Source organism: Rhodococcus sp. AG1013, assembly GCF_003350365.1.
Lineage (GTDB): Bacteria > Actinomycetota > Actinomycetes > Mycobacteriales > Mycobacteriaceae > Prescottella.
In genome coordinates this window covers 14,580-40,649 of the sequence record NZ_QQAT01000014.1, presented here as the reverse complement: position 1 = coordinate 40,649, position 26,070 = coordinate 14,580, and the positions used below count along the sequence as shown (strand labels likewise).

The 26,070-nt window shown below is 69.1% G+C and carries 23 protein-coding genes and 1 pseudogene; 10 read left to right on the top strand and 14 right to left on the bottom strand.

Annotation, left to right across the window (positions count from 1 at the left end; all coding sequences use genetic code 11):
• Positions 1–66 precede the first annotated feature (66 nt).
• Complete coding sequence (locus DEU38_RS17365) at positions 67–1,218, top strand: acetyl-CoA C-acetyltransferase (RefSeq protein WP_114722651.1); 1,152 nt, start codon at positions 67–69, stop codon at positions 1,216–1,218.
• 9 nt (positions 1,219–1,227) lie between these two features.
• On the opposite strand, the gene DEU38_RS17360 is transcribed toward DEU38_RS17365, so the two are convergent.
• A complete protein-coding gene (locus DEU38_RS17360) occupies positions 1,228–2,253 on the bottom strand; it encodes an Rv2578c family radical SAM protein (protein WP_114722650.1) in 1,026 nt (341 codons plus the stop codon).
• Positions 2,254–2,372: 119 nt separating this feature from the next.
• On the opposite strand from DEU38_RS17360, the gene DEU38_RS17355 reads away from it, so the two are divergent.
• Positions 2,373–2,738, top strand: a complete 366-nt coding sequence (locus DEU38_RS17355; protein WP_114722649.1) for a RidA family protein — start codon at positions 2,373–2,375, stop codon at positions 2,736–2,738.
• A 115-nt stretch (positions 2,739–2,853) separates the two neighbouring features.
• Here DEU38_RS17355 and DEU38_RS29275 read toward each other — a convergent pair.
• Positions 2,854–3,261 (bottom strand): annotated as a pseudogene (locus DEU38_RS29275) (M23 family metallopeptidase); the annotation flags it as partial.
• A 664-nt stretch (positions 3,262–3,925) separates the two neighbouring features.
• Positions 3,926–4,972, bottom strand: coding sequence for an alpha/beta hydrolase family protein (locus DEU38_RS17345; RefSeq protein WP_114722648.1), 1,047 nt, complete (start codon positions 4,970–4,972; stop codon positions 3,926–3,928).
• Positions 4,973–5,243: 271 nt separating this feature from the next.
• Between DEU38_RS17345 and DEU38_RS17340 the strand changes: the two genes are divergently transcribed.
• The gene (locus DEU38_RS17340) at positions 5,244–5,567 is read left to right on the top strand and encodes a hypothetical protein (protein WP_114722647.1); all 324 of its coding nucleotides are present in this window, start codon (positions 5,244–5,246) and stop codon (positions 5,565–5,567) included.
• A 144-nt stretch (positions 5,568–5,711) separates the two neighbouring features.
• Positions 5,712–6,260: an AAA family ATPase gene (locus DEU38_RS17335; protein ID WP_114722748.1), complete on the top strand. Its 549-nt coding sequence runs from the start codon at positions 5,712–5,714 to the stop codon at positions 6,258–6,260.
• Positions 6,261–6,318: 58 nt separating this feature from the next.
• Here the strand turns inward: DEU38_RS17335 and DEU38_RS17330 are convergent, their stop codons facing one another.
• The 6 genes from DEU38_RS17330 to DEU38_RS17305 form a co-directional block, all read right to left on the bottom strand.
• Positions 6,319–6,876, bottom strand: coding sequence for a TetR family transcriptional regulator (locus DEU38_RS17330; RefSeq protein ID WP_258557968.1), 558 nt, complete (start codon positions 6,874–6,876; stop codon positions 6,319–6,321).
• Between the two features lie 14 nt (positions 6,877–6,890).
• The gene (locus DEU38_RS17325) at positions 6,891–8,375 is read right to left on the bottom strand and encodes an MFS transporter (protein WP_258557967.1); all 1,485 of its coding nucleotides are present in this window, start codon (positions 8,373–8,375) and stop codon (positions 6,891–6,893) included.
• A 124-nt stretch (positions 8,376–8,499) separates the two neighbouring features.
• Positions 8,500–10,482: a 5-oxoprolinase/urea amidolyase family protein gene (locus tag DEU38_RS17320; RefSeq protein WP_114722645.1), complete on the bottom strand. Its 1,983-nt coding sequence runs from the start codon at positions 10,480–10,482 to the stop codon at positions 8,500–8,502.
• On the bottom strand, positions 10,479–11,153 hold the full coding sequence (locus DEU38_RS17315) for an urea amidolyase associated protein UAAP2 (RefSeq protein ID WP_114722644.1): 675 nt from the start codon (positions 11,151–11,153) through the stop codon (positions 10,479–10,481). The genes DEU38_RS17320 and DEU38_RS17315 overlap by 4 nt, the downstream gene beginning before the upstream one ends.
• Entirely contained in the window at positions 11,153–11,986 is an 834-nt protein-coding gene (locus DEU38_RS17310; protein WP_114722746.1) for an urea amidolyase associated protein UAAP1, read from the bottom strand. Before DEU38_RS17310 ends, DEU38_RS17315 begins: the two co-directional genes overlap by 1 nt.
• A 25-nt stretch (positions 11,987–12,011) precedes the next feature.
• Positions 12,012–13,532, bottom strand: coding sequence for an amino acid permease (locus tag DEU38_RS17305; protein WP_114722643.1), 1,521 nt, complete (start codon positions 13,530–13,532; stop codon positions 12,012–12,014).
• Between the two features lie 239 nt (positions 13,533–13,771).
• On the opposite strand from DEU38_RS17305, the gene DEU38_RS17300 reads away from it, so the two are divergent.
• From DEU38_RS17300 to DEU38_RS17285, 4 genes are all read left to right on the top strand, one after another.
• Positions 13,772–15,202 (top strand): putative nucleotidyltransferase substrate binding domain-containing protein, encoded by a 1,431-nt coding sequence (locus DEU38_RS17300; RefSeq protein ID WP_258557966.1) that lies wholly within the window; start codon positions 13,772–13,774, stop codon positions 15,200–15,202.
• 48 nt (positions 15,203–15,250) lie between these two features.
• Positions 15,251–15,931 carry a TetR/AcrR family transcriptional regulator gene (locus DEU38_RS17295; protein WP_114722642.1) on the top strand — a complete coding sequence of 227 codons (681 nt, stop codon included), beginning with the start codon at positions 15,251–15,253 and terminating at the stop codon, positions 15,929–15,931.
• A 95-nt stretch (positions 15,932–16,026) separates the two neighbouring features.
• Complete coding sequence (locus tag DEU38_RS17290) at positions 16,027–16,356, top strand: type VII secretion target (RefSeq protein ID WP_114722641.1); 330 nt, start codon at positions 16,027–16,029, stop codon at positions 16,354–16,356.
• Entirely contained in the window at positions 16,353–17,714 is a 1,362-nt protein-coding gene (locus DEU38_RS17285) for a hypothetical protein (protein ID WP_114722640.1), read from the top strand. The genes DEU38_RS17290 and DEU38_RS17285 overlap by 4 nt, the downstream gene beginning before the upstream one ends.
• 26 nt (positions 17,715–17,740) lie before the next feature.
• Here the strand turns inward: DEU38_RS17285 and DEU38_RS17280 are convergent, their stop codons facing one another.
• The 5 genes from DEU38_RS17280 to DEU38_RS17260 all read right to left on the bottom strand — a co-directional run bounded on the left by DEU38_RS17280 (position 17,741) and on the right by DEU38_RS17260 (position 24,153).
• Positions 17,741–18,745 carry a malate dehydrogenase gene (locus tag DEU38_RS17280; protein WP_114722744.1) on the bottom strand — a complete coding sequence of 335 codons (1,005 nt, stop codon included), beginning with the start codon at positions 18,743–18,745 and terminating at the stop codon, positions 17,741–17,743.
• A 106-nt stretch (positions 18,746–18,851) separates the two neighbouring features.
• On the bottom strand, positions 18,852–21,455 hold the full coding sequence (locus DEU38_RS17275; protein ID WP_114722639.1) for a LuxR family transcriptional regulator: 2,604 nt from the start codon (positions 21,453–21,455) through the stop codon (positions 18,852–18,854).
• 99 nt (positions 21,456–21,554) lie between these two features.
• Entirely contained in the window at positions 21,555–22,136 is a 582-nt protein-coding gene (locus tag DEU38_RS17270; RefSeq protein WP_114722743.1) for a hypothetical protein, read from the bottom strand.
• A gap of 46 nt (positions 22,137–22,182) precedes the next feature.
• Positions 22,183–23,457 (bottom strand): histidine--tRNA ligase, encoded by a 1,275-nt coding sequence (hisS, locus tag DEU38_RS17265; protein WP_114722638.1) that lies wholly within the window; start codon positions 23,455–23,457, stop codon positions 22,183–22,185.
• A 15-nt stretch (positions 23,458–23,472) separates the two neighbouring features.
• Positions 23,473–24,153: an MBL fold metallo-hydrolase gene (locus DEU38_RS17260; RefSeq protein WP_114722637.1), complete on the bottom strand. Its 681-nt coding sequence runs from the start codon at positions 24,151–24,153 to the stop codon at positions 23,473–23,475.
• Positions 24,154–24,338: 185 nt separating this feature from the next.
• On the opposite strand from DEU38_RS17260, the gene DEU38_RS17255 reads away from it, so the two are divergent.
• Both DEU38_RS17255 and DEU38_RS17250 read left to right on the top strand, forming a co-directional pair.
• Entirely contained in the window at positions 24,339–25,208 is an 870-nt protein-coding gene (locus DEU38_RS17255; protein WP_114722636.1) for a peptidylprolyl isomerase, read from the top strand.
• Positions 25,208–25,996: a peptidylprolyl isomerase gene (locus DEU38_RS17250; protein ID WP_114722635.1), complete on the top strand. Its 789-nt coding sequence runs from the start codon at positions 25,208–25,210 to the stop codon at positions 25,994–25,996. Before DEU38_RS17255 ends, DEU38_RS17250 begins: the two co-directional genes overlap by 1 nt.
• The last annotated feature ends 74 nt before the right edge of the window (positions 25,997–26,070 follow it).

Sequence of the window (26,070 nt, the reverse complement as noted above, 5' to 3'; positions counted from 1 at the left end):
TTATCTAACCAATTAAACCGTCGATCCGACACCGCTCGCGACGACGGCGACCGAGGAGGTCGGGCCATGACCGAGGCATACGTAGTCGATGCGGTTCGCACCGCGGTGGGCCGCCGGAACGGCGGCCTGTCCGGCGTCCATCCGATCGACCTGGGCGCGAGCGTGATCCGGTCGATCGTGGACCGGACCGGCATCGATCCGACGGCCGTCGACGACGTGATCTTCGGCTGTGTCGACGCGATCGGCGGCCAGGCAGGCAACATCGCGCGCACCTCCGCGTTGGCGGCCGGCCTGCCCGAGACGGTCCCGGGAGTCACCGTCGACCGCCAGTGCGGCTCCAGCCAGCAGGCGCTGCATTTCGCGGCGCAGGCAATCATGAGCGGCACAGCCGATCTGGTCGTGGCGGGCGGCGTGCAGAACATGAGCCGGATCCCGATCTCCTCGGCGATGACCGTCGGACGGCAGTTCGGCTTCGAGGATCCGCATTCGGGCTCGATCGGATGGGAGCGCCGCTACGGTGCGGAGGAGATCTCCCAGTTCCGGGGCGCGGAACTGATCGCCGAGAAGTGGGATATCAGCCGCGAGCAGATGGAGCACTGGGCCCTGCGCAGTCACGCGCGGGCGAACGACGCGATCAGCGCGGGACGGTTCGACACCGAGATCGTCCCGGTCGGCACGTTCGCGGTCGACGAATGTCCCCGCGACACGAGCCTCGAAGCCATGGCGGCACTTCCGACGCTGCGCGAGGGCGGACGGCTCACCGCCGCGCTGGCGAGCCAGATCTCGGACGGCGCCAGCGCCGTACTGGTCGCGTCCGAGGCGGCCGTCGAGGCGCACAACCTCGTCCCCCGCGCCCGGATCCATCACGTCAGCGCCCGCGGCGCCGACCCGGTCTTCATGCTCAGCGCGCCGATTCCGGCCACGGAGTACGCGCTGCGCAGGACCGGGATGCGCATCGACGACTTCGACGTGATCGAGATCAACGAGGCGTTCGCATCGGTAGTGTTGTCGTGGGTGTCCGAGACCGGAGCGGATCCGGAGCGCGTCAATGTCAACGGCGGCGGAATTGCGCTCGGTCATCCCCTCGGGGCCACCGGAACCAAGCTGTTCACCACGCTCCTGAGCGAACTCGAACGCCGCGGCGGACGGTACGGCCTGCAGACCATGTGCGAGGGCGGCGGCACCGCAAACGTGTTGATCGTCGAGCGACTGGGCTGACCGCAGCACTCAGAAGAGGGTCAGTGCGGGCGCCGCGCCGGCCCCCACCAACTCGCGGCGGTCCGGCGCGGGCACGGCACGATGCTCGGAACGCCCGCCGAGACCGTACTTCTCGACCATCGGTTCCACCCGCGCCCGGAGCCATGCCTTGTACTCGGGGGTGACGTAGGCACCGCGACCGTAGAGCTGCCGATACCGCCGGACGAGGGCGGGATGCTCGGACGCGAGCCAGTTCAGGAACCAGCCACGGGTGCTGCCCCGTAGATGCATCGGGAAGATCGTCACCCCGGCCGCGCCGGCCTCGGCGATGGCCGACAGCAGCCCGTCCAGGTGCGCCGTCGAGTCGGTCAGATACGGGATGACCGGGGCCACCATGACGTTGCACGGCAGCCCGGCATCGGTGACCGCGCGGATGAGGTCGAGCCGCGCCCGCGGCGACGGTGTCCCCGGCTCGACGGCCTTCTGCAACTCCGGGTCGTGGATCGCGAGCGACACCCCCACGCCGACCGACACGCGCTCGGCCGCCTGCCGCAGCAGCGGCAGATCCCGGCGCAGCAGCGTGCCCTTGGTCAGAATCGAGAAGGGCGTGCGCGATTCGGTGAGCGCGCCGATGATGCCCGGCATCAACCGGTAGCGCCCCTCGGCGCGCTGGTACGGGTCGGTGTTGGTGCCGAGCGCGACGTGCTCCCGCTTCCACGATCGACGCGACAGCTCGCGCCGGAGCACGGCGGCGATGTTCATCTTCACCACGACCTGCGAGTCGAAGTCGTGCCCCGAATCGAGGTCCAGATACTCATGGGTCGGACGGGCGAAGCAGTAGCGGCACGCGTGACTGCATCCGCGAAAGGCGTTGACGGTGAAGTCGAACGGCAGCGACGCACCCTCCGGCACCTTGTTGAGCGCGCTCTTGCAGAGCACCTCGTGAAAGGTGATTCCCTCGAACTCCGGCGTCTGAATACTCCGCACCAGGCCTGCACGCTCGAGACCTGGAAGTGCGCCGTCGTCCGCGTCGAGCGTCTGACCCTGCCACCTCATGAACCCAGTCGAACATCTGTACTAAACCATGTCAACCAATTCTTCGAAGAAATGTTCGAGACATCCGGACGGAGGCCAGGCCACATGCCCGAAACATTGGACTGCCAGAATCTCCGACCATGACCAGAAAGAACATCTCCTCCGGCTCCGAATGGGAGCCCAAGATCGGCTACTCCCGCGCAGTGCGGATCGGGAACCAGATCGCGGTGTCCGGCACCACCTCCCCCGGCGCGACGCTCGAGGAGCAGACGCGCGGTGCCCTCGCGACCATCGCGGCGTCGTTGACCGAGGCCGGCGCGTCGCTGAACGACGTCATCCGCACCCGCATGTACCTGCGCGACATGTCGAAGTGGGAGGAGGCCGCCCTCGCCCACGGTGAGGTCTTCGGCGAGATCCGCCCCGCCACCACGATTCTCGAGGTGAGCGCGCTCATCGATTCCGACCTGCTGATCGAGATCGAGGCCGACGCCGTCGTCACCGACTGAGCGCACGGCGAAGCCGTCTCGGGCCGCACCATCGAGGTCTCCTCGGCGGTGCGGCCCGAACCGTCCGACGACCCGGTCATGTCCCGGTCATGTCCCGGTCGGGTCAGAACATGCGTCAGAACATGAGGACGCCGCGCATCGCCAGCCAGGCGATGGGGTCGGTCTTGATTCCGCCGGGCAGGTCGACTTCGAAGTGCAGGTGCGGGCCGGTGGAGTTTCCACGGTTGCCGACGTTGGCGATGCGCTGGCCCGCGGACACGCGCTGACCGACCGAGACGAGGTTGGCGTCGTTGTGGCCGTACGTGGTGATGGTGCCGTCGTTGTGCCGGATCCGGACCCACAGACCGAAGCCCGACGCCGGACCGGCGTTGATGACGGTGCCGTCGGCCACCGCGTAGATCGGCGCCCCCATGTTGGCAGCGATGTCGATGCCCAGGTGCCCGCCGCCGAAACGGGTGGTGATCGGACCGGACGCCGGCTTGACGACGCCGCCGAGACCACCCAGGCTGCCGAAGGGCAGTCCCGAACTGGAGCCGAGGTCGAAGCTCTGGAGCGCTCCTGCAACGTTGTTCAACGTGGAGGCTGCATCGTTCAGAAACCGCGCCACGTCAGCCGATCCTGGTAAGGGTGGAAGCGCGGGTTGCGCCGATGCGGTCGATGCGGAACCGATAACGAGGGCCGTCGTCAGCCCTGCACCTGCTAACGCACCTGCAATCAACCGCCGGAATCCCAACCGCAACTTCGCGCTTCCCATGCGTGCACCCTTCTCGAAGGTCGAATCAGATCCGAATCGGATCGGTGGAACCACAAGAAAATGAGCCCGTTCGATCACGGGTGGAACAGGATCCGACGTCCCCGGGAATCAGTCGTCGAGCCGTACGGAGACGCGGCATCGACATCATCTGCGCGGGTCCGCCTTTCGTTGGGGATGGCGCAACCCCGCGCACCAGTCCTGTCGGTTTCCTTGTGTGCGGTGACGGTAGCAATGACTGAGCGATCCGGCGACCGATTCGTTTCAGTTCCTCCGGCATCCGACGCGCACACGCGAATTCGGCTACCGTATTCGCGCTGCTCGAGCGCGTGCGCCCGGCCGGCACGCGGCGCCGACCCCGAATCGCGCCGAAAACGGAAGCCGGACGCGACCGTTCGCGGATCCGGACGCGGCGCACTGCGGTGCAATCGGCGGGCTAGATTCCCATCGACCGAGCGATCGCCGGCCAGTTGTTGTGCAGGTCGTCCTGCCAGTAGCCCCACGAATGGGTGCCGCCCGGCTTGAAGTCGAACGTCGCCGGGATGTTCAACTGGGCGAGACGGTTCGCCAGATTGTGAGTGCAGTAGTTGGTGGCCGCCTCGAGCACCCCGCCGACGATGACCTGGTTCGCGAGCGTTCCCACCTGCCCGTTGATACCGGGCCCGTTCAACGTCTCGTGCGGGCCGGGCAGCCCGGAACCGGTGGTGATGTAGAGCTCGGTGCCCCGGAGCTTCTCGGCGTTGACGACAGGATCGTTGTCCACCCAGCCGGGCCCGTCGAGGGGACCCCACATGTTGGTGACGTCGACACCGCCGCGCACGCCGGTCACGATCTGGATGGCGTTCTTGCCTGCCCAGGTGCTGGTCTCGGCGCAGCCGCTGTAGGAGCCGACGCTCTTGTAGAAGCCGGGCTTGGCGATCGCGTAGTTGAGTACCGAGGTCGCCGTCATGGAGATCGCGGCGATGGACTGCACCCGGTTGGTGTCGAAGGCCTCGTCGATGACCGGCGGGAGTTCCTGCGTCATGAAGGTCTGCCACTTCTGGCGACCGAGCGTCGGGTCGTCCTTCACCCAGTCGGTGTAGTAGCTGAACGCACCCTCGAGCGGGGTGACGACGTTGACGTTCTTGTCCCGGAAGAAGTTCATGACATCGGTCTTGCGCTGCCAGGTGGCCGAGTCCTCGCCGCCGCCTGCGCCGTTGAGGAGGTAGAGCGTCGGGCGCGGCTGGCTGGCGTCCGCGGGAAGGATGACCTCGAGCGGGATCTTGCGGTCCATCGCAGCCGAGTACACCGAGATGGTGACCTTCCGGTCGGAGTTCTTCGTGGTGCTCACCAGGTAGGGAGCCGAGACGTCCGACGCGGCGGCGGCTCTCGTACCGGAAGCGTCACCACCGGCGGACGCCGTCGCCGGCACCGCGAGCAGTGAAGCGGACACGGCCACCGCGGCGGCCAGGACGCGGGCGCACCCGAGTGTCGAACTCCCCATGCGAATTTCCTCCCCTGAGAACCTGCAGACGCCGCGTGCTGCTGGACGTGCGCACGGACGGCGATCGATCCGGATGCCTGGTCGCTCCCCCTGGACACGGCATCGGTGGTGGACCATACCGATGGAAAGGCCCCGAGTGTCCGGATCGGAGATGTCGGCTCGAGATTCACCCGCGGTTTCACCGTGTGCTCCGGGAAGGACCAGGGGCGTGTAACGCCGCCGCTCCCCGAATCGAGAAACACACCAACTACGACTGTTGTGGGGGGGTCGGATGAAGTCTTCAGGGTTTGTCGCCGCTGGGGTACTCGCAATCGGACTGAGTAGCGTTCTCGCTCCGGCAGCAGCGGCTCAGGATTTCGGCAGCTTCGGGCAGTATCAGCCCTGCAGCAATCAGTTCCGACTCCCGTGGGAGCCGGACACCCCCACCAAGAATGTCGTACTCAGCCCCTTCGGCACTGCCGACATGCACTGCGCGTCATGGCACGGCGTCACCGAGATCTATCAGATCGACCCCTGGGGCAACAAACACCGCATCAACCGCGCGCAGATCGTCGTGCCGCTGCCGTTCTTCGTCTGGAATCCCGCAACGTTCTGACCATCGTCGTGGCCTGGTTGATCCAGAGACCTCGCAGCTCAACGCTTCCCCTGACTTCCCCTGACTTCCCCTGCCTTCCCGACACCGACCAGAACGGGAAATCTCGGATGCTCAATACAGCAGGACCGGGGTAGCTTGACGTCCGTGAACGGACGAGTGATCATCCTGACCGGCCCACCCGGAGCCGGCAAGTCGACACTCGCCGCGAAGGTTGCCCGCAGTTACAGCAAGGGCGTTCATCTGCACACGGACGATTTCTGGCACTACATCGTTACAGGTGCCATACCTCCGTACGACCCCGCGTCGGATGCACAGAACCAGACGGTGATGGATGTGATCGCAGGTGCCGCCTACACCTATGCGCTCGGCGGCTTCGCCACGGTGATCGACGGAATCGTGGGGCCCTGGATGCTCGGGCACTTCCGAACCCACGCAGCGCAGCACCCGGACCTGGCGGTCCACTACGTCGTGCTCCGACCGCGGCGCGACATCACGCTGAAGCGAGCCCAAGCCCGGACCGCTCCGAGCGCCTTGATCGACGAGGGACCGATCCTCACGATGTGGGATCAATTCTCCGACCTCGGCGAGCTCGGTGGCCACGTCCTCGACACGTCGGAAGAAGCGGAAGAGCGCAGTGTCCGGCGGGTGACAGAGGCAGTCGGTGATGGTCGTTTCCGACTGTTTACGAGTTAGTTGCTGGATTCGCAGAAGAATGTCGTCGGACGCCACGAGCGAGGTGACCGATCGCGGCCTACGGCCGGTCGATCCTGTCGATGATCGACTGGACCACCGCGCCGTAGCGTCGGACGAGCTCGTCGCTGTCGAGTGCGTCCACCGGCAGCAGGCCGACCGTGCGCAGTCCCGTCGCGAGCCCGAGGAGCACCGAGACCACCATCTGGGTGGGCAGTCGATCCTCGGAGGTGTCGCCGATCTTCGACGAGATGGCGCCGATGTAGCGTTCCCGCGCCTCGGCCTGGGCGGCGTCGCGATCGGGCGCCTCGTGGATGAGCAACGGCATCATCACCCACGGCTCGGACGCGTCGGCGTCGCGCCGTTCGACGATGTTGCGCACCAGCCGAAGACCCACCGACTCGTCCTCGCACACGTGCGGATCATCCGCGGCAGACGGCAGCGACGGCGCTGCAGCCGAGTACAGCTCGGCCTTGCTCCCCAACAGCTTCATCACCATCGCGGGCGAGCACCCGGCACGTTCGGCGACGTCCTTGATCGTGGTGGCCGTGTAGCCGCGGTCGGCGAACAGGGCACGCGCCGCGTCGATGATGTTCTCTCGCGTGGACTTTCCGCTCACGTGGCCAACCCTAGTCACGACGCTGTCTCCACCCGCGCCTCGGCGGACGCCTCCACAACCGTGGACACCGGCACCTTCCGTGCCGTCCGCGGGATGAACCACGCGACGACGGCTGCGAGGATCGCCATGCCACAGGCGACGGCGAACACCGTCTGGAAGGCGGCGAGCGTGGGCAGTTGGACCCCGGCGACGTCGAGCGTCATCGCGGTCAGGAGGGCGGTGACCACCGCACTCGAGGTCGAGGTTCCGATCGAGCGGAGCAGCGAGTTCAGGCCGTTGGAGGCGGCGGTCTCCGAGATCGGCACGGCCTGCATGATGAGGATCGGCATCGCCGAGTACGTGATCGCCGTACCGATGTTGACCATCATCGAGCCCAGGATGATCAGCTCGATCGAACCGTTGAACAGGACCCGGACCACGTACGCGACGGCGAGGATCAGCGCGCCGGTGATGAGCGTGATCCGGGCGCCGAATCGCGTGGTGATCTTCGCGGACAGCGGCGAGAAGACCACCATCGCCAGACCTGCCGGCACCATGCACAGTCCGGCGGTGAACACGCTGAGCCCGAAGCCGTAGCCGGTACCCTCCGGCATCTGCAACTGCTGGGTGGTCGAGAGCATGTTCGCGAACATCGCGAACCCGACGATCATCGATGCCAGGTTGGTGAGCAGGACCGGGCGCCGCGCCGAGGTCCGCAGGTTGACCATCGGATCCTTCACCCGCAACTGGTACGGCATCCAGATCGCGAGCACCACCACGGCGAGCACGAAGCAGCCGATCGTTCGGCTGCTGCCCCAGCCCCACGACCCGCCCTTGGAAATGCCCAGCAGGAGCGATGCCAGCGCGACCGACAGGATGAGTGCGCCCAGGAAGTCGAACCGTCCCGGCGTCAGCACCTTCGATTCGGGAACCACCAGCACCACGGCCACGAACAGCAGCGCCCCGGCCGCGGCGGAGATCCAGAAGATCGCATGCCACCCGAGGTTCGCGTAGATGACGCCCGCCAGCGGGAGTCCTAGTGCGCTGCCCAGGCCCAGCGTCGCGCTCATCAGCGCGGTCGCGGCCGGGACCTTCTCACGGGGAAGTTCGTCGCGCATGATCCCGATGCCCACCGCGATCAGGGACGACGCGAAGCCCTGCAGACCGCGTCCGATCAGCACAGCGACGAACGTGCCACCGAGCGCGGCGACCAGCGAACCGCAGACCATCATCCCCATCGCGACCAGCATCATGCGGCGCTTGCCGACCATGTCCGCCAGGCGCGAGACGATCGGGGTGGCCACGGCCGCGGTGAGCAGAGTGATCGTGACCAGCCAGAACGCGTCGTCGGCGCTCACTCCGAGGATGTCTCGGAGATCCGGTAGCAGCGGGACGACGAGGGTCTGCTGCAGCGACACGATCGTTCCGCACATGCACAGGACCGCGGTGATGAGCGCGCTGGAACGGCGGGTCGGGGACGGGGGCTGCGAGAGCGGCGCGGTCGCGGGTCGTGCTGACAATGGATCATCTCCGAGCTGCAGTGGCACAGTAAAGGCGGTGAATGGGCGTTCACCCCCGAGTGAACACCCATTCACCACCCCGCGGCAAATCGCCTCCCACTCCCAGGGACGTCAACCGAGCGGTTCATCCGCGCGCGAACTCGCCGGCTTCCGCCCACCGTCGCCGCTCGTCGCCGAACGCCACCGCTTGCCGTGCCCGGAATGCCTCGATCGAGTCGGAGTTGGTGTCGAGGAACGCCTCGTGTTCGGCCAGCGAGAAACTGCCGTCGCCGATCTCGATGCCGCCGCCGCGTCCCGCCGCGAGATCGGCCCGCAGGTCCAGCAACTCCTCGGGTTCGACCGGATACCAGGAGATCCGGTCGAAGAACCGGAGCAGCCACGGCGTCCCGTCTTCGAACGGACCCGACCGTTGCGGATGCCGGTGGTTCCACACCTGGGTGGTGCGGCCGACGAACTGGTAGCCCCCCGGGCCCTCCATGCCGTAGATGCACAGGTAGGCGCCGCCGATGCCCACCGCGTTCTCCGGGGTCCAGGTGCGCGCCGGGTTGTACTTGGTGGTCACCAACCGGTGCCGCGGATCCAATGGCGTCGCGACCGGGGCGCCGAGGTAGACGTCGCCGAGGCCCAGGACCATGTAGTCCGCGCCGAAGACTGTGTCGAAGACGTCGTTCACCGACTCGAGCCCGTTCATCCGGCGGATGAACTCGATGTTCCACGGGCACCACGGCGCGTCGGACCGGACGCCGTGCATGTACCGCGCGATCGCCTCCCGGGTGGCCGGGTCGTCCCACGACAGCGGCATCCGCACCGTCCGAGTCGGCACCACCAGTTCGTTCGCGGCCGGGATCGCGTCCTCGGCCTCGGAGAGCAGGCCGAGCAGCGTCGACACCGGCAGGACGTCGGGGTCGACACGGACCTGGAGCGACCGGATGCCGGGCGTCAGGTCCAGCAGTCCGGCGGTCGAATCCGCGGCGAGGTGCTGGTGCAGCGCGTGCACGCGGGCCCGCAGCGCCAGGTCGAGGGTCATGTCGCCATACTCGACGAGGACGTTGTCGTCGCCGGAGCGCCGGTACGTGACCGCGGTGTCGCCGTCGCGGCGGGCGATCACACCGTCGTCGCCGTCGCCGCCGGCCGAGAGCACCGCCGGTAGCGATGCCCGGCGGCCCAGGCCCAGCTCACGCCTCGACGCCGCATGCTCGGCCCGCACCGGCGCGAACCGCACCGTGTTGCCCGGTGCGAGCTGCCCCAGCTTCCACCGGTCCGCGGCGACGACCGTGACCGGGCAGACGAAGCCGCCCAGGCTGGGTCCGTCCGGGCCGAGCAGAATCGGGGTGTCCCCGGTGAAGTCCAGCGCGCCGACCGAGTACGCGTTGTCGTGGATGTTCGACGGGTGCAGTCCGGCCTCCCCGCCGTCCGGCCGGGCCCAGTCGGGCTGTGGGCCGATCAGTCGCACGCCGGTGCGGTCGGAGTTGAAGTGCACCTCGTAGTCGGTCCGGTACAGGGTCTCGATGTCGGCGCGGGTGAAGAACTCGGGTGCCCCGTGCGGCCCCTCCGTCACGGCGATCTCCCAGTGCCGAGACAGCGCCGGCACCGCTTCGGCGGGAACGGGATTCGGCCGCGCCACGGGTGTCTCGCCCAGCGCCAGGGTGTCGCCCTCGCGCAGCGTGCGGCCCTCGTGTCCACCGAACCGGCCCAGTGTGAACGTCGCCGCGCTGCCGAGGAACTCGGGGACGTCGAGCCCGCCCGCGACGAGCACGTAGATGCGCAGTCCCGGCCCGGAGACGGCACCGACGTCCAGCACTCCCCCGGCCGGCACCGCGACGGGGCGCCACTGCGGGACCATCACTCCGTCGACGGTCACCCGGGTGGGCGCACCGGTCACGCACACCTGAGTGGGCTCGTCGAAACGCAGCGCGGGGCCCGCCATGACCGCCTCGAATCCCGCGACCCCCTCCGGGTTTCCGAGGGCGACGTTGCCGAGACGGAACGACAGGTCGTCCATCGGACCCGACGGCGGCACCCCGATCTGCCAGTAGCCGGTGCGGCCCGGGTAGTCCTGGACGGTGGTGCCCATACCCGGACGGAGCACTGTGCACTTCGCGGTCATGACCGCACCTCCACGAGTCCGGAGGGTCGGGTGACGATCATCCGGACCGCGGTGGGATCGAACCCGTTGCAGGGGTTGTTGATCTGCGGGCAGTTCGAGACCAGCACCAGCGCGTCGACGTCGGCTCGCAGTGCGAGCCGCTTGCCCGGCGCGGACAGCCCGTCGACGATGCCGAGCGCGCCGTCCGGATCCACCGGCACGTTCATGAAGAAGTTGATGTTCGAGACCAGGTCCCGCTTGCCGAGTCCCCAGCGCGCGCCCTCGATCAGGAAGTTCTCGACGCACGCGTGCTGATGGCGGGTGTGGTGGCCGTATCGCAGGGTGTTCGACTCCTGCGAGCACGCGCCGCCGACGGTGTCGTGATTGCCCACCTCGTCGGCCACGATCGTCATGAGCGCGCCGCCGTCGTCGGCCCGCAGCACGCTGCCCGTGGTGAGGAACAGGTTGCGCTGCGCGACGACGGTCGCCGCGGCCGAGTACCTGCGGGAGTGCTCGTCGGCGGCGTAGACGAGGGTGTCGACGGCCTGGTTGCCGTGCAGGTCGACGATCGTGAGCACGTCGCCGGCCGCGATCACGGCCGACCACGGGCCGCGGGCCGCGACCGTCTCGTCGAGGACCACCTCGCCGGATACGAGGGCCAGGGTGTGGGCGGCGGGCAGCATGGTGGTCATCACGCGTCCTTTCCGGGGTGCAGCGCGGTCCAGGCGTCCTCGGTGTTGAGAACGGCCCGGCGGTACTCGGGGTCGTCGGTGGGGAGGGTGTCGAGGTCGTCGGGGGCGGACCACGCGAGAACCTCGAGGGCGGTGGTGGAGAACTCGGGGTCGGGATCGAGCGGGTGCGCCGCGTCGGCGATCAGCACGATCAGCGGAAGATGCAGCAGCAGTTCCACGTACGCTCCGGCGCCGGCGGTGCCGATGCTCGTCAGCGCGCCGTCGGTTTCGACGCGGACGCCGTGGAAGAACGACAGCGCCGGCGGCAGGTCCCGGGGTTCCAGTCCGTGCTTCGCGGCGGCGAGGGTCAGCAGCTCCCGGCCCGCGGGCGACGGCGAGTGCACCGACCCGGACCCGTACTTCGCGGTGTTCCCGGCACGACTGGTGGTACCGCACAGCGCATCGTGCCGACCGGAGGTGTCCGCGACCACGGTGGCCAGCACCCGGCCCGCGTCGGAGAGCAGCGGGTGCCCGACGCCGAGGTAGGCCTGCCACGGCACCTTGACCGTGTCGGCGACGTTGAGCCGCTCCCACGGGGCGTCGGCCCGGTACAGCAGGACGTTGGCGCAGGCCGCTCCGTCGATGTCGCGCAGCCGGATCCGGGTTCCGCGAGCGAGCACCTTGGAGGTGTAGCGTCCGCCCGGCACCGTCTCGGCCCACGTGAGGCGCTCGGCGGGGATACCGGCGGGTGGGGTCGGCCAGGCGGAGGCCGGGAGAATGGGCATCGAATCGGTGATGGTGCCGGCCTGGGCGCGGGCGTGCGCCCTGGCTCCGTTCGTGGTGGAGGTCGACAGCTCGGCGGGGCTGGTGGTGGTCACTTCAGGCTCCAATCGTGACGGGGTTCGGGACGGCCTTGCTGCGCGGATAGCAGAGCGCTCCGACGAGCACCACTGCCACCACGGTGATCGGCGCGGACCACTGGAGGATCGGGAATTCCCCTGTGGGGTTGAAGATTTCGGCGCGAGGCCAGGACAGATTGACGACCATCAGCAGCCCATAGGCGACGGCTGCGATGTTCACCGGGATCGCGAACACGCCGAGCGAGAACAACTTTCGCCCGTCCGCGTCGACCTGTGCGCCGCCGTTGGGCCACCCCTTCAGCCGGCGGACCAGAAGCGGAACGGTCACCATCAGGTAGGCGAGATAGATCAGCACGATGCACACGCTCGACAGCGTCGTGAAGATCGCCGAGTTACCGACGTTCACGGCGAGGACCACGATGCATGCCAGACCGATCAGCACAGACGGCGCGATCGGGGTACCGGTCCTGCCGTTGACCTTCGACAGCGCGCCGCTGGCGGGCAACCGGCCGTCGCGTGCCATCGAGAACATCAGCCGGGAGGCAGCGGTCTGGATGGCGAGCGTGCACACGAACACCGCGATCGCGACGTCCACCAGGAGCAGGGTTCCCCACGGCGAGCTCAGGATCGACGTCAGCACGTACGGCAGACCCTCGGCGGCCAGGCGGCCGTCGGTGAGACTCGGCGCCGCCATCAGTGCACCCACGATCATGAGGCCACCGCCGAGTGCGGACACCGACAGCGCCAACCGGATGGTGCGCGGGGCGACGCGACGAGGGTTCCGCGTTTCCTCCGCGAGTTCACCGGCCGACCCGAAACCGACCATGACGTACGCCGCCATCAGGCCCGAGACGATCCACGCCCAGATGTACCCGGGCTGGGTGCCGGCGGCACCCGTGTCGAACACGACCTCGGGCCCACGCTCGGCGTGGGTGAACAGCATGCCCACCACCGCGACGACACCGACGATCTCGCAGGTCACTCCGATGTTGTTGATGCGGGACATCCAGTTCACACCGACGCAGTTGATGGTGGTCGTCAGCACCAGCAGGATCGACCCGAGCAGGACGGCGTTCGTGGCACCGCTCGGCGACGTGAGCGCCGAATCCTCGCCGATCACCTGGAAGCCTCTCCAGACGGACGGCAGCACCACCTGCAACGCGATCGCGGCCGCGGACGCGGTGACGATCTGCGCGAGGATCATGAACCAGCCGGCGAACCACCCGACGATCTCGCCGCCCATCCGACGCGACCACTGATAGACCGCTCCCGAGATCGGGTAGCGCGCCGCGAGTTCCGCGAAGCACAGCGCGACCATGAACTGGCCGAGGAACACCACGGGCCACGTCCAGAAGAAGGCCGGACCGGCGAATCCGAAACCGAGACCGAACAATTGGAAGATCGTGGTGAGGATCGAGACGAAGGAGAAGCCCGCCGCGAAGGACGCGAACTTCCCGAGGGATCGGTGCAACTGCTGCTCGTAGCCGAACTCGGCCAGGTCGCCCCGGTCGTTCGACGCTGTCGGCGCGGTAGTCGTCATGAACTCTCCTGCAGAGGACGGAAGCGTCACCTCTCCCGGGCCGCCCCGGGTACCGGTTTCTGTCACTCGACAGTTTTCCGAGCCAAATGACGCGGTCGATGTCGCCGACGTTGCAAACGTGAGTCCAGGTGGACGTCTTCGGTTGCAGTCCCGTGTCATCGGTTACCTGCGGATGACGAACCACTCACACGCGCAGGTCACGGGCGCGGCGACCCGGGCGCGGGGGTACCACTGCCAGGATGGACATCGTGGACGAACAGGTGGACCGGCGTCCGTCGGTGGCGACCAGCCCGGCGATCCGGCCGGTGGGCGAGCTGTTGCGGGGACGCGCACCGTTGTGTCCGGCGACGGCGACCGTCCGCGACGCCGCCGTTCTCATGACAACTACGCGCCGGCGATGCGTTCTCGTGCCACTGGCCGACGGATCCCACGGCATCGTGACCGAAGGCGACCTCACGCGGCGGGTCGTCGCCGCGGGCCTCGGCCCGAACACGCCCGTCACCGCCGCGATGACCAGCCCGGTACACACGTGTCCCGCCGACCGACTGGGCGCCGACGCCCTGCGCGACATGCTCGAATGCGGGGTTCGCACGATGCCGGTGCTCTCGGCACGGGGCGAGGTGCTCGGCATCGTCGAGGACGCCGATCTCCTCGCCGGCGCAGCGCGCGGCGGCTTCCTGCTGCGCGGCGCCGTGGCGCGCGCCGCCGACACCGATGAGCTCATCGCCACCGCAAGGCAGATCCCCGCCCTGGTCCTGGACCTACATCGAGCGCGGGTGGCACCGACCGACGTCAGCGCAATCCTGTCGGTGATCGTCGACGCGACCGTGGCACGAGCACTCGATCTGGTGGCCGCGCGCGCCGCGCCGGACCTCACCTGGCTGAGCCTGGGCAGTGTCGCGCGGCGCGAGGCGCTACCGAACTCCGATCTCGACACCGCGGTCGTCGTCGGAGCCGACATCGAGACCGACACCGTCACCGCGCTCGCCGCTCGGGTTCACGATCTCCTGGACTCGTGTGGGCTTCGCGCGGACGCCAAGGGCGCGACCGCCGACCGCACCCGGTTCTCCCGATCGCACCAGCGCTGGCTCGGTGCGGTGGAGGGGTGGATCGCCGACCCGTTCACCGATCGCGGTCTGGTGATGCTGTCGATGCTCGCGGACAGCCGGGAGACCTGGGGAGATGGGCGTCCCCACCTCGCCGAGTGGGTGGCGACTCGACTGCGCACCGCCCCCGCCGCGACGAGGCTGCTGCTGCGCCAGGCCGTGGACGAACCCGCGCGCCTGCACCCGCTGCGCCGCCTCCTGACCCGCCGCACGGGGAACATCGACCTCAAGGCCGATGCGGCGATGCCCGTCGTGAACATCGCGCGATGGGCGGGGATCTGCGCCGGCGTCAGCGACCGCTCGACGACCGAACGCCTGCGGGCGGCGGCCGGCACCGGACTCTTGCTCGACGACGATGCCCGCGTACTGTCCGAGTCGTTCGAGGTCGTGCAACAGATCCGGCTCCGACACCAGTGCGAGCTCCTCGAACAGGGCCACGCCGTCACGGACGAGATCGCGGCCGGGTCGCTCACTCCGCTGTTCCGGAGCCTCTTGTCCGAGGCGGTCCGCGAGATCGCCGGCGTGCAGCGACGGCTGTCGTATGCGGGCCCACCCGCCGACTGACCGCGCTTCGCGAATCGCACTGCGTCGCTTTCCTGTAAGGATGGATCCATGACGACAACTGGTGCCGGCCGGCCGAGACTGTCGACGCGCAAACGGCCCGGCGCGACCGCACGCGAGGAGATCCTCGACGCGGCGGCGGAACTGTTCACCACCCGCGGCTTCACGGGAACGTCCACGCGGATGATCGCCGACGCCGTCGGGATCCGGCAGGCGTCGATGTACCACCATTTCGCCACCAAGGACGACATCCTCGCCGCCCTCCTGCTCGGGACCGTCGCGGCTCCGGTGGAGTGCGCCGAACAGCTGCGCCGGGACTGTGACGATCCCGTCGTGGGCATGTACGCCCTCGCGCTCTTCGATGCCGGGCAGCTCGTCGCGTCCCGCTGGAATCTGGGCGCCCTGTACCTACTGCCCGAGGTGACCACGGAGCGGTTCGCCGAGTTCCGCGGACTGCGGGCGGACCTCATGGCGCGGTACGCGGCGTTCGCGCACGACGCCCGCGACGCGATCGCCGGCCCCGACTGCGGTTCCGTCCCCCTCGAACTGCCGTTCCGGCTCGTCGAGGCGACCATCAGCTCTCGTTCGGACGCCGCGGTGCACCACACCACGTCGCCGCTCACCCCCGACGCGGTCGCCGACGCGGCCCTACGGGCCCTGGGCTGGACCGGTCAGACGGACGAGATCGCGAGACGGGCAACGGCCCTCCTCGACCGAATACCCGAAAGCTGATTGCCGAGAGTTGTCCACAGCCCGGCCCCGACGCTGCGCGCACGCCCCACCGCCTCCGCTACAGTGTCACCGGAATCACTGACTGGGGGGTCGACATGGACGGATTCACGGCTGCGCCGGACGAGATTCGCGCGTACGGGGACATAGCGGCGGAGACTGCCGCGAACATCGGAGCGGCCGGCGCGTTCGACGCCGCCGCCAACGTCGTGGCACTGGCGCCGGTGTTCGGTGTCATCGGCGCCGACTTCCTCGCGACATTTGCCACGACGCAGGTGACGCACGCGAGATCGGTTGCGGCCCTGGCGAACGTGTACGCGGGCACGAGTTCGGTCGCGCACACCATCGCGGCGGCCTACGACGGCGCGGACCGGTCCACCGGTGCCGCACTCGGCGCCGCACGAGATGCTCTGGGGGAGAACGCATGACGGCCTCGGATTCGACGGCATTGGGGAGCGATCAGCCGACGGTGCTGGATCTGTTGCAGGCGTCACCGGTCGCACCGGTGCTCGACATGCCGGTCCCCCGCACCCCGATGGAGGCGCTCGCCGCGTCGCCGCTCGGGCCGCTGCTGGACACACCGTTCACCGACATCGCGGCGGGCGCCCTGCCGCCGCTCCCACCACTGCCCGCACTACCGCCGCTTCCCACGCTGCCGCCGCTGCCGGGTCTGGATCAACTGCTGCAACCGATCTCCGAGCTCGCCGGCGCGTTCGGCACCGGAACGGTCGGCGGTTTCGATCCGACGGCGTTGCTGCAGCAGTCGTCGTCGATCATCGACACCGCACTGTCCGTGGGGCTGTCCGGACTGAAGACCCTCGATCAGGCGTGGGACGGTCGGGCCGCGCTCGCCGCCCAGTCCCAGGGACAGCAGGCCCAGCTCGCCGGCGAGCAGCTCAGCCGACGCGGAAACGAGATCGCCACGGTCACGCAGGAAGCCGCGGGCTCAGTGGCTCGCGGCAACGCGAAACTCGTTGCCGTCGCCGAATCGTTCGTCGCGACCGCCGTTGCTGCCGGGCCGGTGGCTCTCACCCCGCCGGGACAGACCATGCTCATCGCGGCCGCTGCCGATCATCTCCAGCGCGCGTTGACCGTGATCGCCGAAACCCGCGCCGAACTCGCCGGGCACCAGTCGGCGATGGCAGCACTGGGGGCCGAGATCCCGGTTCCGCCGGCGCCCGCTCCCGCAGCCGGTCTCACGCCCGGGGGCGGGCCGTCGCCGATCGCGGTCGCGAGTTCACTTCTCGAATCGGTCGGAAAACCCCTCGTCGGGACGCTCACCGGACAGTTCGGGGATTCCGTCGCGGCGCCCACCCTGGCCGCGGGCATCACCGGGGGCGCCGGGGACTTCGCGGCCACCACGACCGCAGCGCCGACAACCCCCGCCGGCGGCGGTGTCGGAGGTGGCGGTGGCTCAGGCGGTTCCGCCACGTCCGGCTTCCTCGGAAGCATCGGAAGCGGCAGCGCTGCGGCCGCCGGTTCGGCGGGGCGCGGGCCGGCTGCCGCACAGGTGCCGGCCGGCACTCCCGCCGCCGGACCTGCGAATCCGACCGCACCGGCCCTGGGCGCCGCCGCGTCGGGAACGGGCAGCGGCTTCGCGCCCGGCGGAATGGGCTCCGGGGCTCGCAGCGGCTACGACGACACCGTGGATCGCAGCACACCGAGCTACCTCGTCGATGCGGCGCGGAGCAACGACGTTGTCGGCGACCTGCCGATGGTGGCCCCGGCGGTCATCGGCGGCGTCGACCCCGGCGAGCTGGGGGCCGACGAGTTCGACCCGCGCTGATCGCCGTTCGTGCGCTCGGCCCGTCGTCAGATCAGGCCGAGCGCGCGGACCGCGTCCCGTTCCTGCTCGAGTTCCGCGACGGACCGGGCGATCCGTCCGCGCGAGAAGTCGTCGATCTCCAGGTCCGGGACGATGGTGAACTCACTGTTCGCGCAAGTCACCGGGAACGAGCTGATCAGACCCTCCGGGACGCCGTACGAGCCGTCCGAGCACACCGCCATCGAGACCCAGTCTCCGTCGGCGGTTCCGCGGACCCAGTCCCGGACATGATCGATCGCCGCGCTCGCGGCGCTCGCCGCCGACGACGACCCACGGGCCTGGATGATGGCAGTCCCCCGCTGCTGCACGGTGGGAACGAAGTCGTCCTCGATCCAGGCAGGATCCGAGACCGCATCGTCCGCGGGCTTGTTGCCCACGAAAGCGTGGAACAGGTCCGGGTACTGAGTTGCCGAGTGGTTACCCCAGATGGTCATCCGACGAATGCTGGCGGCCGGCTCACCGGTCTTGTGCGCGAGTTGCGCGATGGCCCGGTTGTGGTCGAGCCGGGTCAGGGCCGAGAACCGGGTTCGCGGCACGCGGGGAGCATTGTTCATCGTGATCAGCGCGTTGGTGTTCGCGGGATTGCCCACGACCAGTACCTTGACGTCGTCCGATGCGCGGGCCTCGATCGCCCGGCCCTGCGCGGTGAAGATCGCGCCGTTCGCCGACAGCAGGTCCGCGCGTTCCATGCCCTTCGTGCGGGGACGCGCCCCGACCAACATCGCGATGTCGGACCCGTCGAAGCCGACGAGTGGATCGTCGGTGATCTCGATTCCGTCGAGCAGAGGGAACGCACCGTCCTCGAGTTCCATCGCGACACCCTCCGCGGATCTGACCGCAGCGGGAATCTCCAGCAATCTCAAGCGAATCGGGGTCTCGGGACCGAGCATGTCGCCGGCCGCGATCCGGAAGAGCAAACCGTACGCGATCTGCCCGGAGGCCCCGGTAACCGTGACAGTGGCTGGTGCGTTACCGACAGGTGCAGTGCTCATGCCGCCTCCTCGCGTCGTCATCGACACTTCCCACCGTAGCCACGAATCCGGCAGCGAGAGAAGGAGATCGGTCACACCACACGTCGATCGACGATTGTGGAACGGCTCACACCTGGACGAGCTTGGCGAGGTCGCTGCGGTGGCTCAGCGCCAGCTTCTCGCACGCCCGGTAGATGTGGCCCTCGACGGTGCGCACCGACAGCACCAGTCGGCTGGCGATGTCCTTGTTCGACAGTCCGCGACCGACCAGAACCGCGATCTCCCGTTCACGATCGGTCAGCGGCAGCGGGCGGGCCGCCTTCGCCAGGGCGGGCGTGGTCGCCCCGTCACACCGCGACGACAACCAGTGCGCCTTCGCCGCCGCCGACAGTTCACCCCGGCGGTCGCTCGACCGCGAGTACGCGGTGGCGGCCTGCGCGTACATGTCCGCCGCCGCGATCAGGGCGCCGACGCGCTCGAACTCGGCGGCGAGCCGGTCGAGCGCGGGTCCGTCCGCCTTCGCCAGCGCGCGTGCTCGCTCGGCCGCCACCTTCGCGAACGGCCCGTCCACGACCGACCCGAGCTCGACGAGCCGCTGGACGGTGGAGTAGTCGCCGAACGTGGTCGCGACGTCGAGCGCGAGCGCCTCCACCGCGAACTGGCCGGACTGCGCAGCCCGGTCCGCACCGCGGCGCGCCGCATGGACCGCGGCGGACACCTCCCCCGCCGCCCCCGCCACCCACGCCCGGGCGATGTCGATGAGCGGGTCGAAGAAGGCCAGTTCGGGGCCGGAATGGCGTTCCGCGATCGCGAGAGCGGCGGTGGCGTCGTCGGGCTTCCCCTGCGCGGCCCGCACCTCGCACAGGCTCACGGCTGCGAGCAGCATCCATTCCGATCGCGTCTCGCGGTCGAGCACCGCGAGGGCCTCCGTCAGGTGCTCGGCGGCATCGTTGAGCCTGCCGCTCGTCAGTTCCACGACGCCGGACGCCACGTCGGCCAGGGCCGCGCTGTTCGGCTGTCCGGCGGCCAGGTCGCGGTACCGGGCGGCCGTCTGCTGCGCCGCCGACAACCGACCGACGAGCGTGAGTGCCTGGACCTCGAAGTAACCGATGTGGAATCGCAGCAGGCCGTCGCCGTGCGAGATCGCTTCCCACGCGGACGAGGCCAGCGCGCCCACCTCGAAGCCGCGGCCCGACACGGTCAGCGCCGCGACACCCGCGAACACCGCGCTGGCACGCGCCCACGGGTGGGCCTCCGGCGCCGCCCCCACCTGCCGGGCCAGTGCGATCGCCTCCGCGGGCCGACGGTCGTACAGGTGCAGGACCGCGTCCAGTGCCACCACCGACACCGCGAGCATGGGGTCGGTGATCCGGCCCCGTTCGCGCTCGAACAGCGCGACCGCCTCCTGCGGGCGACCGGCCTCCAGATACAGGCTCGCGACGCGGGTCAGGAGCCAACGGGCGACGTCGTACTCGCTCAACGCGTCCGGGTCGACGGCCTCGAACACCTTCTCGGCCTCGTCGCCCCGGCCCTGCCACATCAGGGCCCGACCCAGCGCGAACGACGCGTCGAAGCCGGCTCCGCGCCGGACGGCGGCACCCGCGAGGCGCGCACCGAGATCGAGGCTGGCCATCGCGATCGCGTCCTCCGCACCGCGCACCAGCAGATCCGGATCCGGGTCCATTCCGGACTCCATCGCCAGCTCGGCGATGCGCATCGAGGTCACCACGCCCGGATCGGGTGACGCGCGCAGCACCTCGACGAGTCGCCGCTTGATGCGCTGCGCGGCGAGCACACCGGCACGATCGCGGATCACCTCACCGAAGAGCGGATGTGCCAGGCGCACGACGTGCGCGTTTCCCACGTCCCGGATGCGCACCAGATCCAGCCGCTCGGCCTCTTCGATCGACCGCCGGCTCACCAGTTCGCTGAGTACCTCGAGCTCGAGTGGCTCGCAGAAGGCGAGGTAGTCGACCACGTCGAGGGCGTCGCGCGGTGTCCGCGCGAAGCGCGACTCGAGCAGCGACGCGAGGGCCGCGGACACCCCGGGGCGACCCCGCAGCTGCCACACACCCCCCGATTTGCGGAGTGTGCCGCCGTCGAGCGCGCCCTCCACGAGGTGCCGCAGGAACAGCGGATTGCCCTCCGACGCCTCCCAGATCTCGTCCGCGCTGAACCGCTCGACCGGAGCGCCGAGAACCGCGTGCAGTTCCTCGTCCATCTCCTGCCGCGTGAACGGCGGCACCACGAACGGGGTGAGCAGGCCGTCCTTCCACAGCGCCTCGATCGCCCCCGGCACGGGAGCACCGCTGCGGACGGTGACGACCAGCCGGGCATCGCGGCCGACCGCCAACTGGTGGACCAGTCCCGCCGAGAACTCGTCGAGCAGGTGCGCGTCGTCCACCCCGATGATCCCCACCCAGCCGTCGGGAGCCGAGCCGTCCTCGGCGAGCAGGTCGCGCACCGCGCGCAGCGCGACGACGGGGTCGCGCGACGTGGTGCGGGCCAGGTGCGGCGCGAACGCCCCGAGGGGAATGGACTGGGTGGACTCGGTGCCGACGATCCATCGGGCGTCACCGGTGAGCGAACCCACCAACTCCCGCGCCATCGTCGTCTTGCCGACCCCGGCGGTACCGACCAGCACCACTCCGCACGACGTGCCGTTGCGGAGCAGTTCCTCTGCGTCCTCGAAGACAGCCTTGCGATCGAGGACGGGCCAGAGTCCGACCATGCTTCGAACGATAATCCTGTCCGGCGGCGCAGCGAAGCGAACGGCCGAACCCGCAACCAGGGAGTTACCGCCCGGTCAGTCCGTCTCGGCGCACGGACGTCAGATCGACAGGGTCGCGACTTCCTGGTCGGTGAGCACGGTCTGCGGGACCCGGCCCGCATCGCGGACCAGTACGACCGCTCGATACAGCGGGCGCTCCTCCAGACCGGCACCCCGGGCCTCCGCTCGCAACTGCTCGATGAGCAGCGATGCCGCGGCTGCCGCGGGTGCCAGTTCGCTCGCGGAGAGGGCATCGGCGAGCTTGCGCAACCCGAGCACCTCGAGTTCGCGCCCGCCGTCCGCGGTGTAGAGCGCGAGCGGCACGGTCTGCGCAGCCCGGCCGTCCCCGATCCGTACCGCGACCTGACTGATCCGCCCGGCCCGGACGACGAACTCGACACTGACCGCCTTGCCCACCTCGATCCGACGGTGCCGGAGCCCGTTCGATGCGTGGATCACGGTGCCGTCCAACCACATTCGGCGCCGGGTTGCCAGCAGCGCCGACAGCGCGGTCGGCAGGCCGATCACGGCGCCGATGGCGACGGCGACCAGCGGGTCGGCGAAGAACGCCACCACGGCGCCCACCACGATCCCGATCACGATCGAGACGACGGCGATCCGGCGCATGCGGGGCGCCAACATCGACGCCGGGATGAGGTCGAGGGAGAACTGCTCCCCACCCGCACCGTCAGGCGTCGGCAAGAATCGAACCGATCTGCGCGACAACACCTTCCAACGGGACCGAGGTCTGTTCGCCGGTGCCCAGGTTCTTGACGCCGATCGTGTCGGCCGCGAGGTCCTCGTCGCCGAGCACGAGCGCGAACCGTGCACCCGAACGGTCCGCCGCCTTCATCGAGCCCTTGATCCCGCGATCGCCGTACACCATGTCGACGCGGATGCCGGCCGCCCGCAGGTCCCGCGCGATCGTGACCATCCGCGCCTTCGCCGCGTCACCGATCGGCACGCCGAACACCTCGCAGCGCGCGGGGTTGCCGGCGGACTTGCCCTCCGCCGCGAGCGCCAGGATGGTGCGGTCCACACCGAGGCCGAAGCCGATACCGGACAACGGCTGACCGCCGAGCTGCTCCATGAGGCCGTCGTAGCGACCACCGCCGCCGATGCCGGACTGTGCACCGAGACCGTCGTGGACGAACTCGAACGTGGTCTTGGTGTAGTAGTCGAGGCCGCGCACCATGCGCGGATTCACGACGTAGGGCACACCGAGCGCGTCGAGGTGTGCGAGGACCTGATCGAAGTGCGACTTCGCACTCTCCGAGAGGTGATCGAGCATGAGCGGGGCGTCCGCCGTCATCTCGCGGACCTCCTTGCGCTTGTCGTCGAGCACGCGCAGCGGGTTGATTCGGGCTCGTGCCTGCGTTTCTTCGTCGAGCGGCAGCGCGAACAGGAACTCCTGCAACCGCTCCCGGTACTGCGGGCGGCACGTCTCGTCACCGAGCGAGGTGATCTCGAGCCGGAAACCGTCGAGTCCGAGGGACCGGAAACCGGCGTCGGCGATCGCGATGACCTCGGCGTCGAGCGCCGGATCGTCCACGCCGATCGCCTCGACGCCCACCTGCTGCAGCTGACGGTAGCGGCCCGCCTGGGGGCGCTCGTAGCGGAAGAACGGGCCGGCGTAGCTGAGCTTGACCGGAAGTTGGCCGCGGTCGAGGCCGTGCTCGATCACGGCGCGCATCACACCGGCGGTGCCCTCGGGCCGGAGCGTCACGGAACGATCGCCGCGGTCGGCGAACGTGTACATCTCCTTCGACACGACGTCGGTGGACTCACCGACGCCGCGGGCGAACAGACCCGTGTCCTCGAAGATCGGCAACTCGATGTGTCCGTAGCCGGCCAACCTCGCCGCGCGGGTCAGCCCGTCGCGCACGGCGACGAACTCCGCGGACTGCGGCGGGACATAGTCGGGAATGCCCTTGGGGGCCGAGAAGGTGCTGGACTTACTCACGTTGCTTACTTTTCCTTACTGGGAGGCGGTCAGTCCAACGAGGAACGGGTTCGCGGCACGCTCCTGGCCGATCGAACTAGATCCACCGTGGCCGGGCAGGATTGCGGTGCTGTCGTCGAGCACGAGCAACTTGCGCGCGATCGAGCGCAGCAACTGCTCGTGGTTGCCCCCGGGGAGGTCGCTGCGGCCGATCGAACCCTGGAACAGCGTGTCTCCGGTCAGTGCGACCTGCAGCGGTCCGTCATCGGTCGACAGTTCGGTGCGAAAGACGACCGAACCCTGCGTGTGCCCGGGGGTGTGGTCGACCACGAAGTCGATCCCGGCGACGGAGAACTCGTCACCGTCGGCGAGTTCGATCACCTCGGCCGGCTCACGGAACTCGACCCCGGCGATGAACTGGTTCATGGTCGGTCCGATCCCCCGCGCGGGATCGCTGAGCATGTACCGGTCCTCGGGGTGGATGTAGGCCGGAATGCCGTACCGCTCGCAGACCGGCTGCACCGACCACGTGTGATCGAGATGGCCGTGTGTCAACAGCACCGCCCGGGGCTCGAGCTCCGACTGGGCGAGGAACTGCGCCAACGGTTCGGCCGCGTCCTGGCCGGGATCGACGACAACGCAGTCCGTCGAGTCGTCCTGCGCGAGGATGTAACAGTTGGTCTGGAACATCCCGGCCGGGAATCCGGTGACGAGCACGGCGGCAGCTCCTAAAGTACGGGTCGATTACGGGGTCCGTTGCGGACCGCATACAGCCTAGGCTGTCGTCGCGCCAGGATCTTCTCAGGTTGGAATGGCAGACTCGCCCGAAGCCCTCGGGCGGCGACGGGTGCCACGAGATATTCCGGAACAAACCGAACGAGACGTACGGGAGGACTACCGCAGTGCCGAGCAATCAGCAGCGCCGGGAAGCAGCGAAGAGAAAGCTGGAACGCCAGCTCGAACGGCGCGCCGCGCGCGCACGAAAGCGCAAGCAGTTGACGATCGCCGGTTCGATCGTCGGCGTCATCGTCGTGGTCGCGGTCGGGGCCGTCGTGGTGACGCTGAGCGGCAAGGACGAGGACAAGTCCTCCGAGAACACCGCGGCCTCCCCGACGCAGACCGCCGGCGCGTTGCCGGCCGGTCGCGCCGAGGCGCTCCCGAATCTCGTGAACTGCACCTACACGCCCGACGGCAGCGCGCCGTCGAAGCCCAACACTCCGCCGCGCACCGAGGGCATCGACACCACCGTCGCGACCGTCAGCGCCAGCATGGAGACTTCGCAGGGCAACATCGGCCTGACGCTGAACAACGGCGAATCGCCCTGCACGGTCAACAATTTCGTCAGCCTCGCCTCGAAGGGCTACTTCGACGCCACCAGCTGCCACCGGCTCACCACCGGTGACAGCCTGCAGGTCCTGCAGTGCGGCGACCCCACCGGGACCGGGACCGGCGGGCCCGGCTACGGCTTCGCCAACGAGTTCCCGACCGACCAGTACGCCGAGGGCGATCCCGCGTTGAGCACGCCCGCGCTGTACCCCCGCGGCACCCTGGCGATGGCGCACAGCGCCGTGCCGAACAGCAACGGCAGCCAATTCTTCATGGTCTACGGCGATTCGCAGCTGCCGCCGGACTACACCGTGTTCGGCACGATCGACGAGACCGGCCTCGCGACCCTCGACAAGGTTGCCGCGGCCGGAAACGACGCGTCCAACCAGCCCGGTGACGGCAAGCCGAACCTGCCCGTCGAGATCACGAGTGTGAGACTGGACTGATGAAGCGCACAGCATTAGCCGCAGTCGGACTGGGCGTGGCACTCGTCCTGACCGGGTGCTCCTCCGACAACGACAGCTCCACCGACACCTCCACGAGCGCATCGAGCACCTGGACGACACCGGCCGCGCCGTCGATCGACATGTCCCGTTTCGCGGCCCTGCCCGCGGCCGCCGCACCCGCCGCGCCGACGGTCGACTGCAGCTACGCCCCGGCCGGTCCGGCCGCGAAGGACGTGAAGGCTCCGAACGGAACGGGTGTCTCGACCGAGGGCACCGTCCCGGTCGCTCTCGCCACCGATGCGGGTCCGATCGGCCTCACCCTCGACCGCGCGAAGGCACCCTGCACGGGCAACAGCTTCGTCAGCCTCACCGAGCAGGCGTACTACGACGGCACCCCCTGCCACCGCATCTCCACCGTCCCCGGCCTGGGCATGCTGCAGTGCGGTGACCCGTCCGGACGCGGCAGCGGCGGACCCGGCTACCAGTACGCCAACGAGTACCCGACCAATCAGTTCGCCGCGAACGATCCCGCGCTGAACAACCCCGTCGTGTATCCCCGCGGCACCGTCGCGATGGCCAACGCCGGCGCCGACACCAATGGCAGCCAGTTCTTCCTGGTCTTCGAGGACTCGCTGCTCCAGCCGAACTACACGGTGGTCGGCACGATCTCGGACGAGGGGCTCGCCACCCTGGACAAGATCGCCGCGGCCGGCGTGAAGGGCTCCACGTCGCCCGGCGACGGCGCCCCGACCAACCCGGTCACCATCGAGACCGCCAAACTCGGCTGACACGCCTCCCCTGCACAGCTGAAGGGGCCCTTCGTACGCTCACACCGCACGAAGGGCCCCTTCAGCCCGTTCCG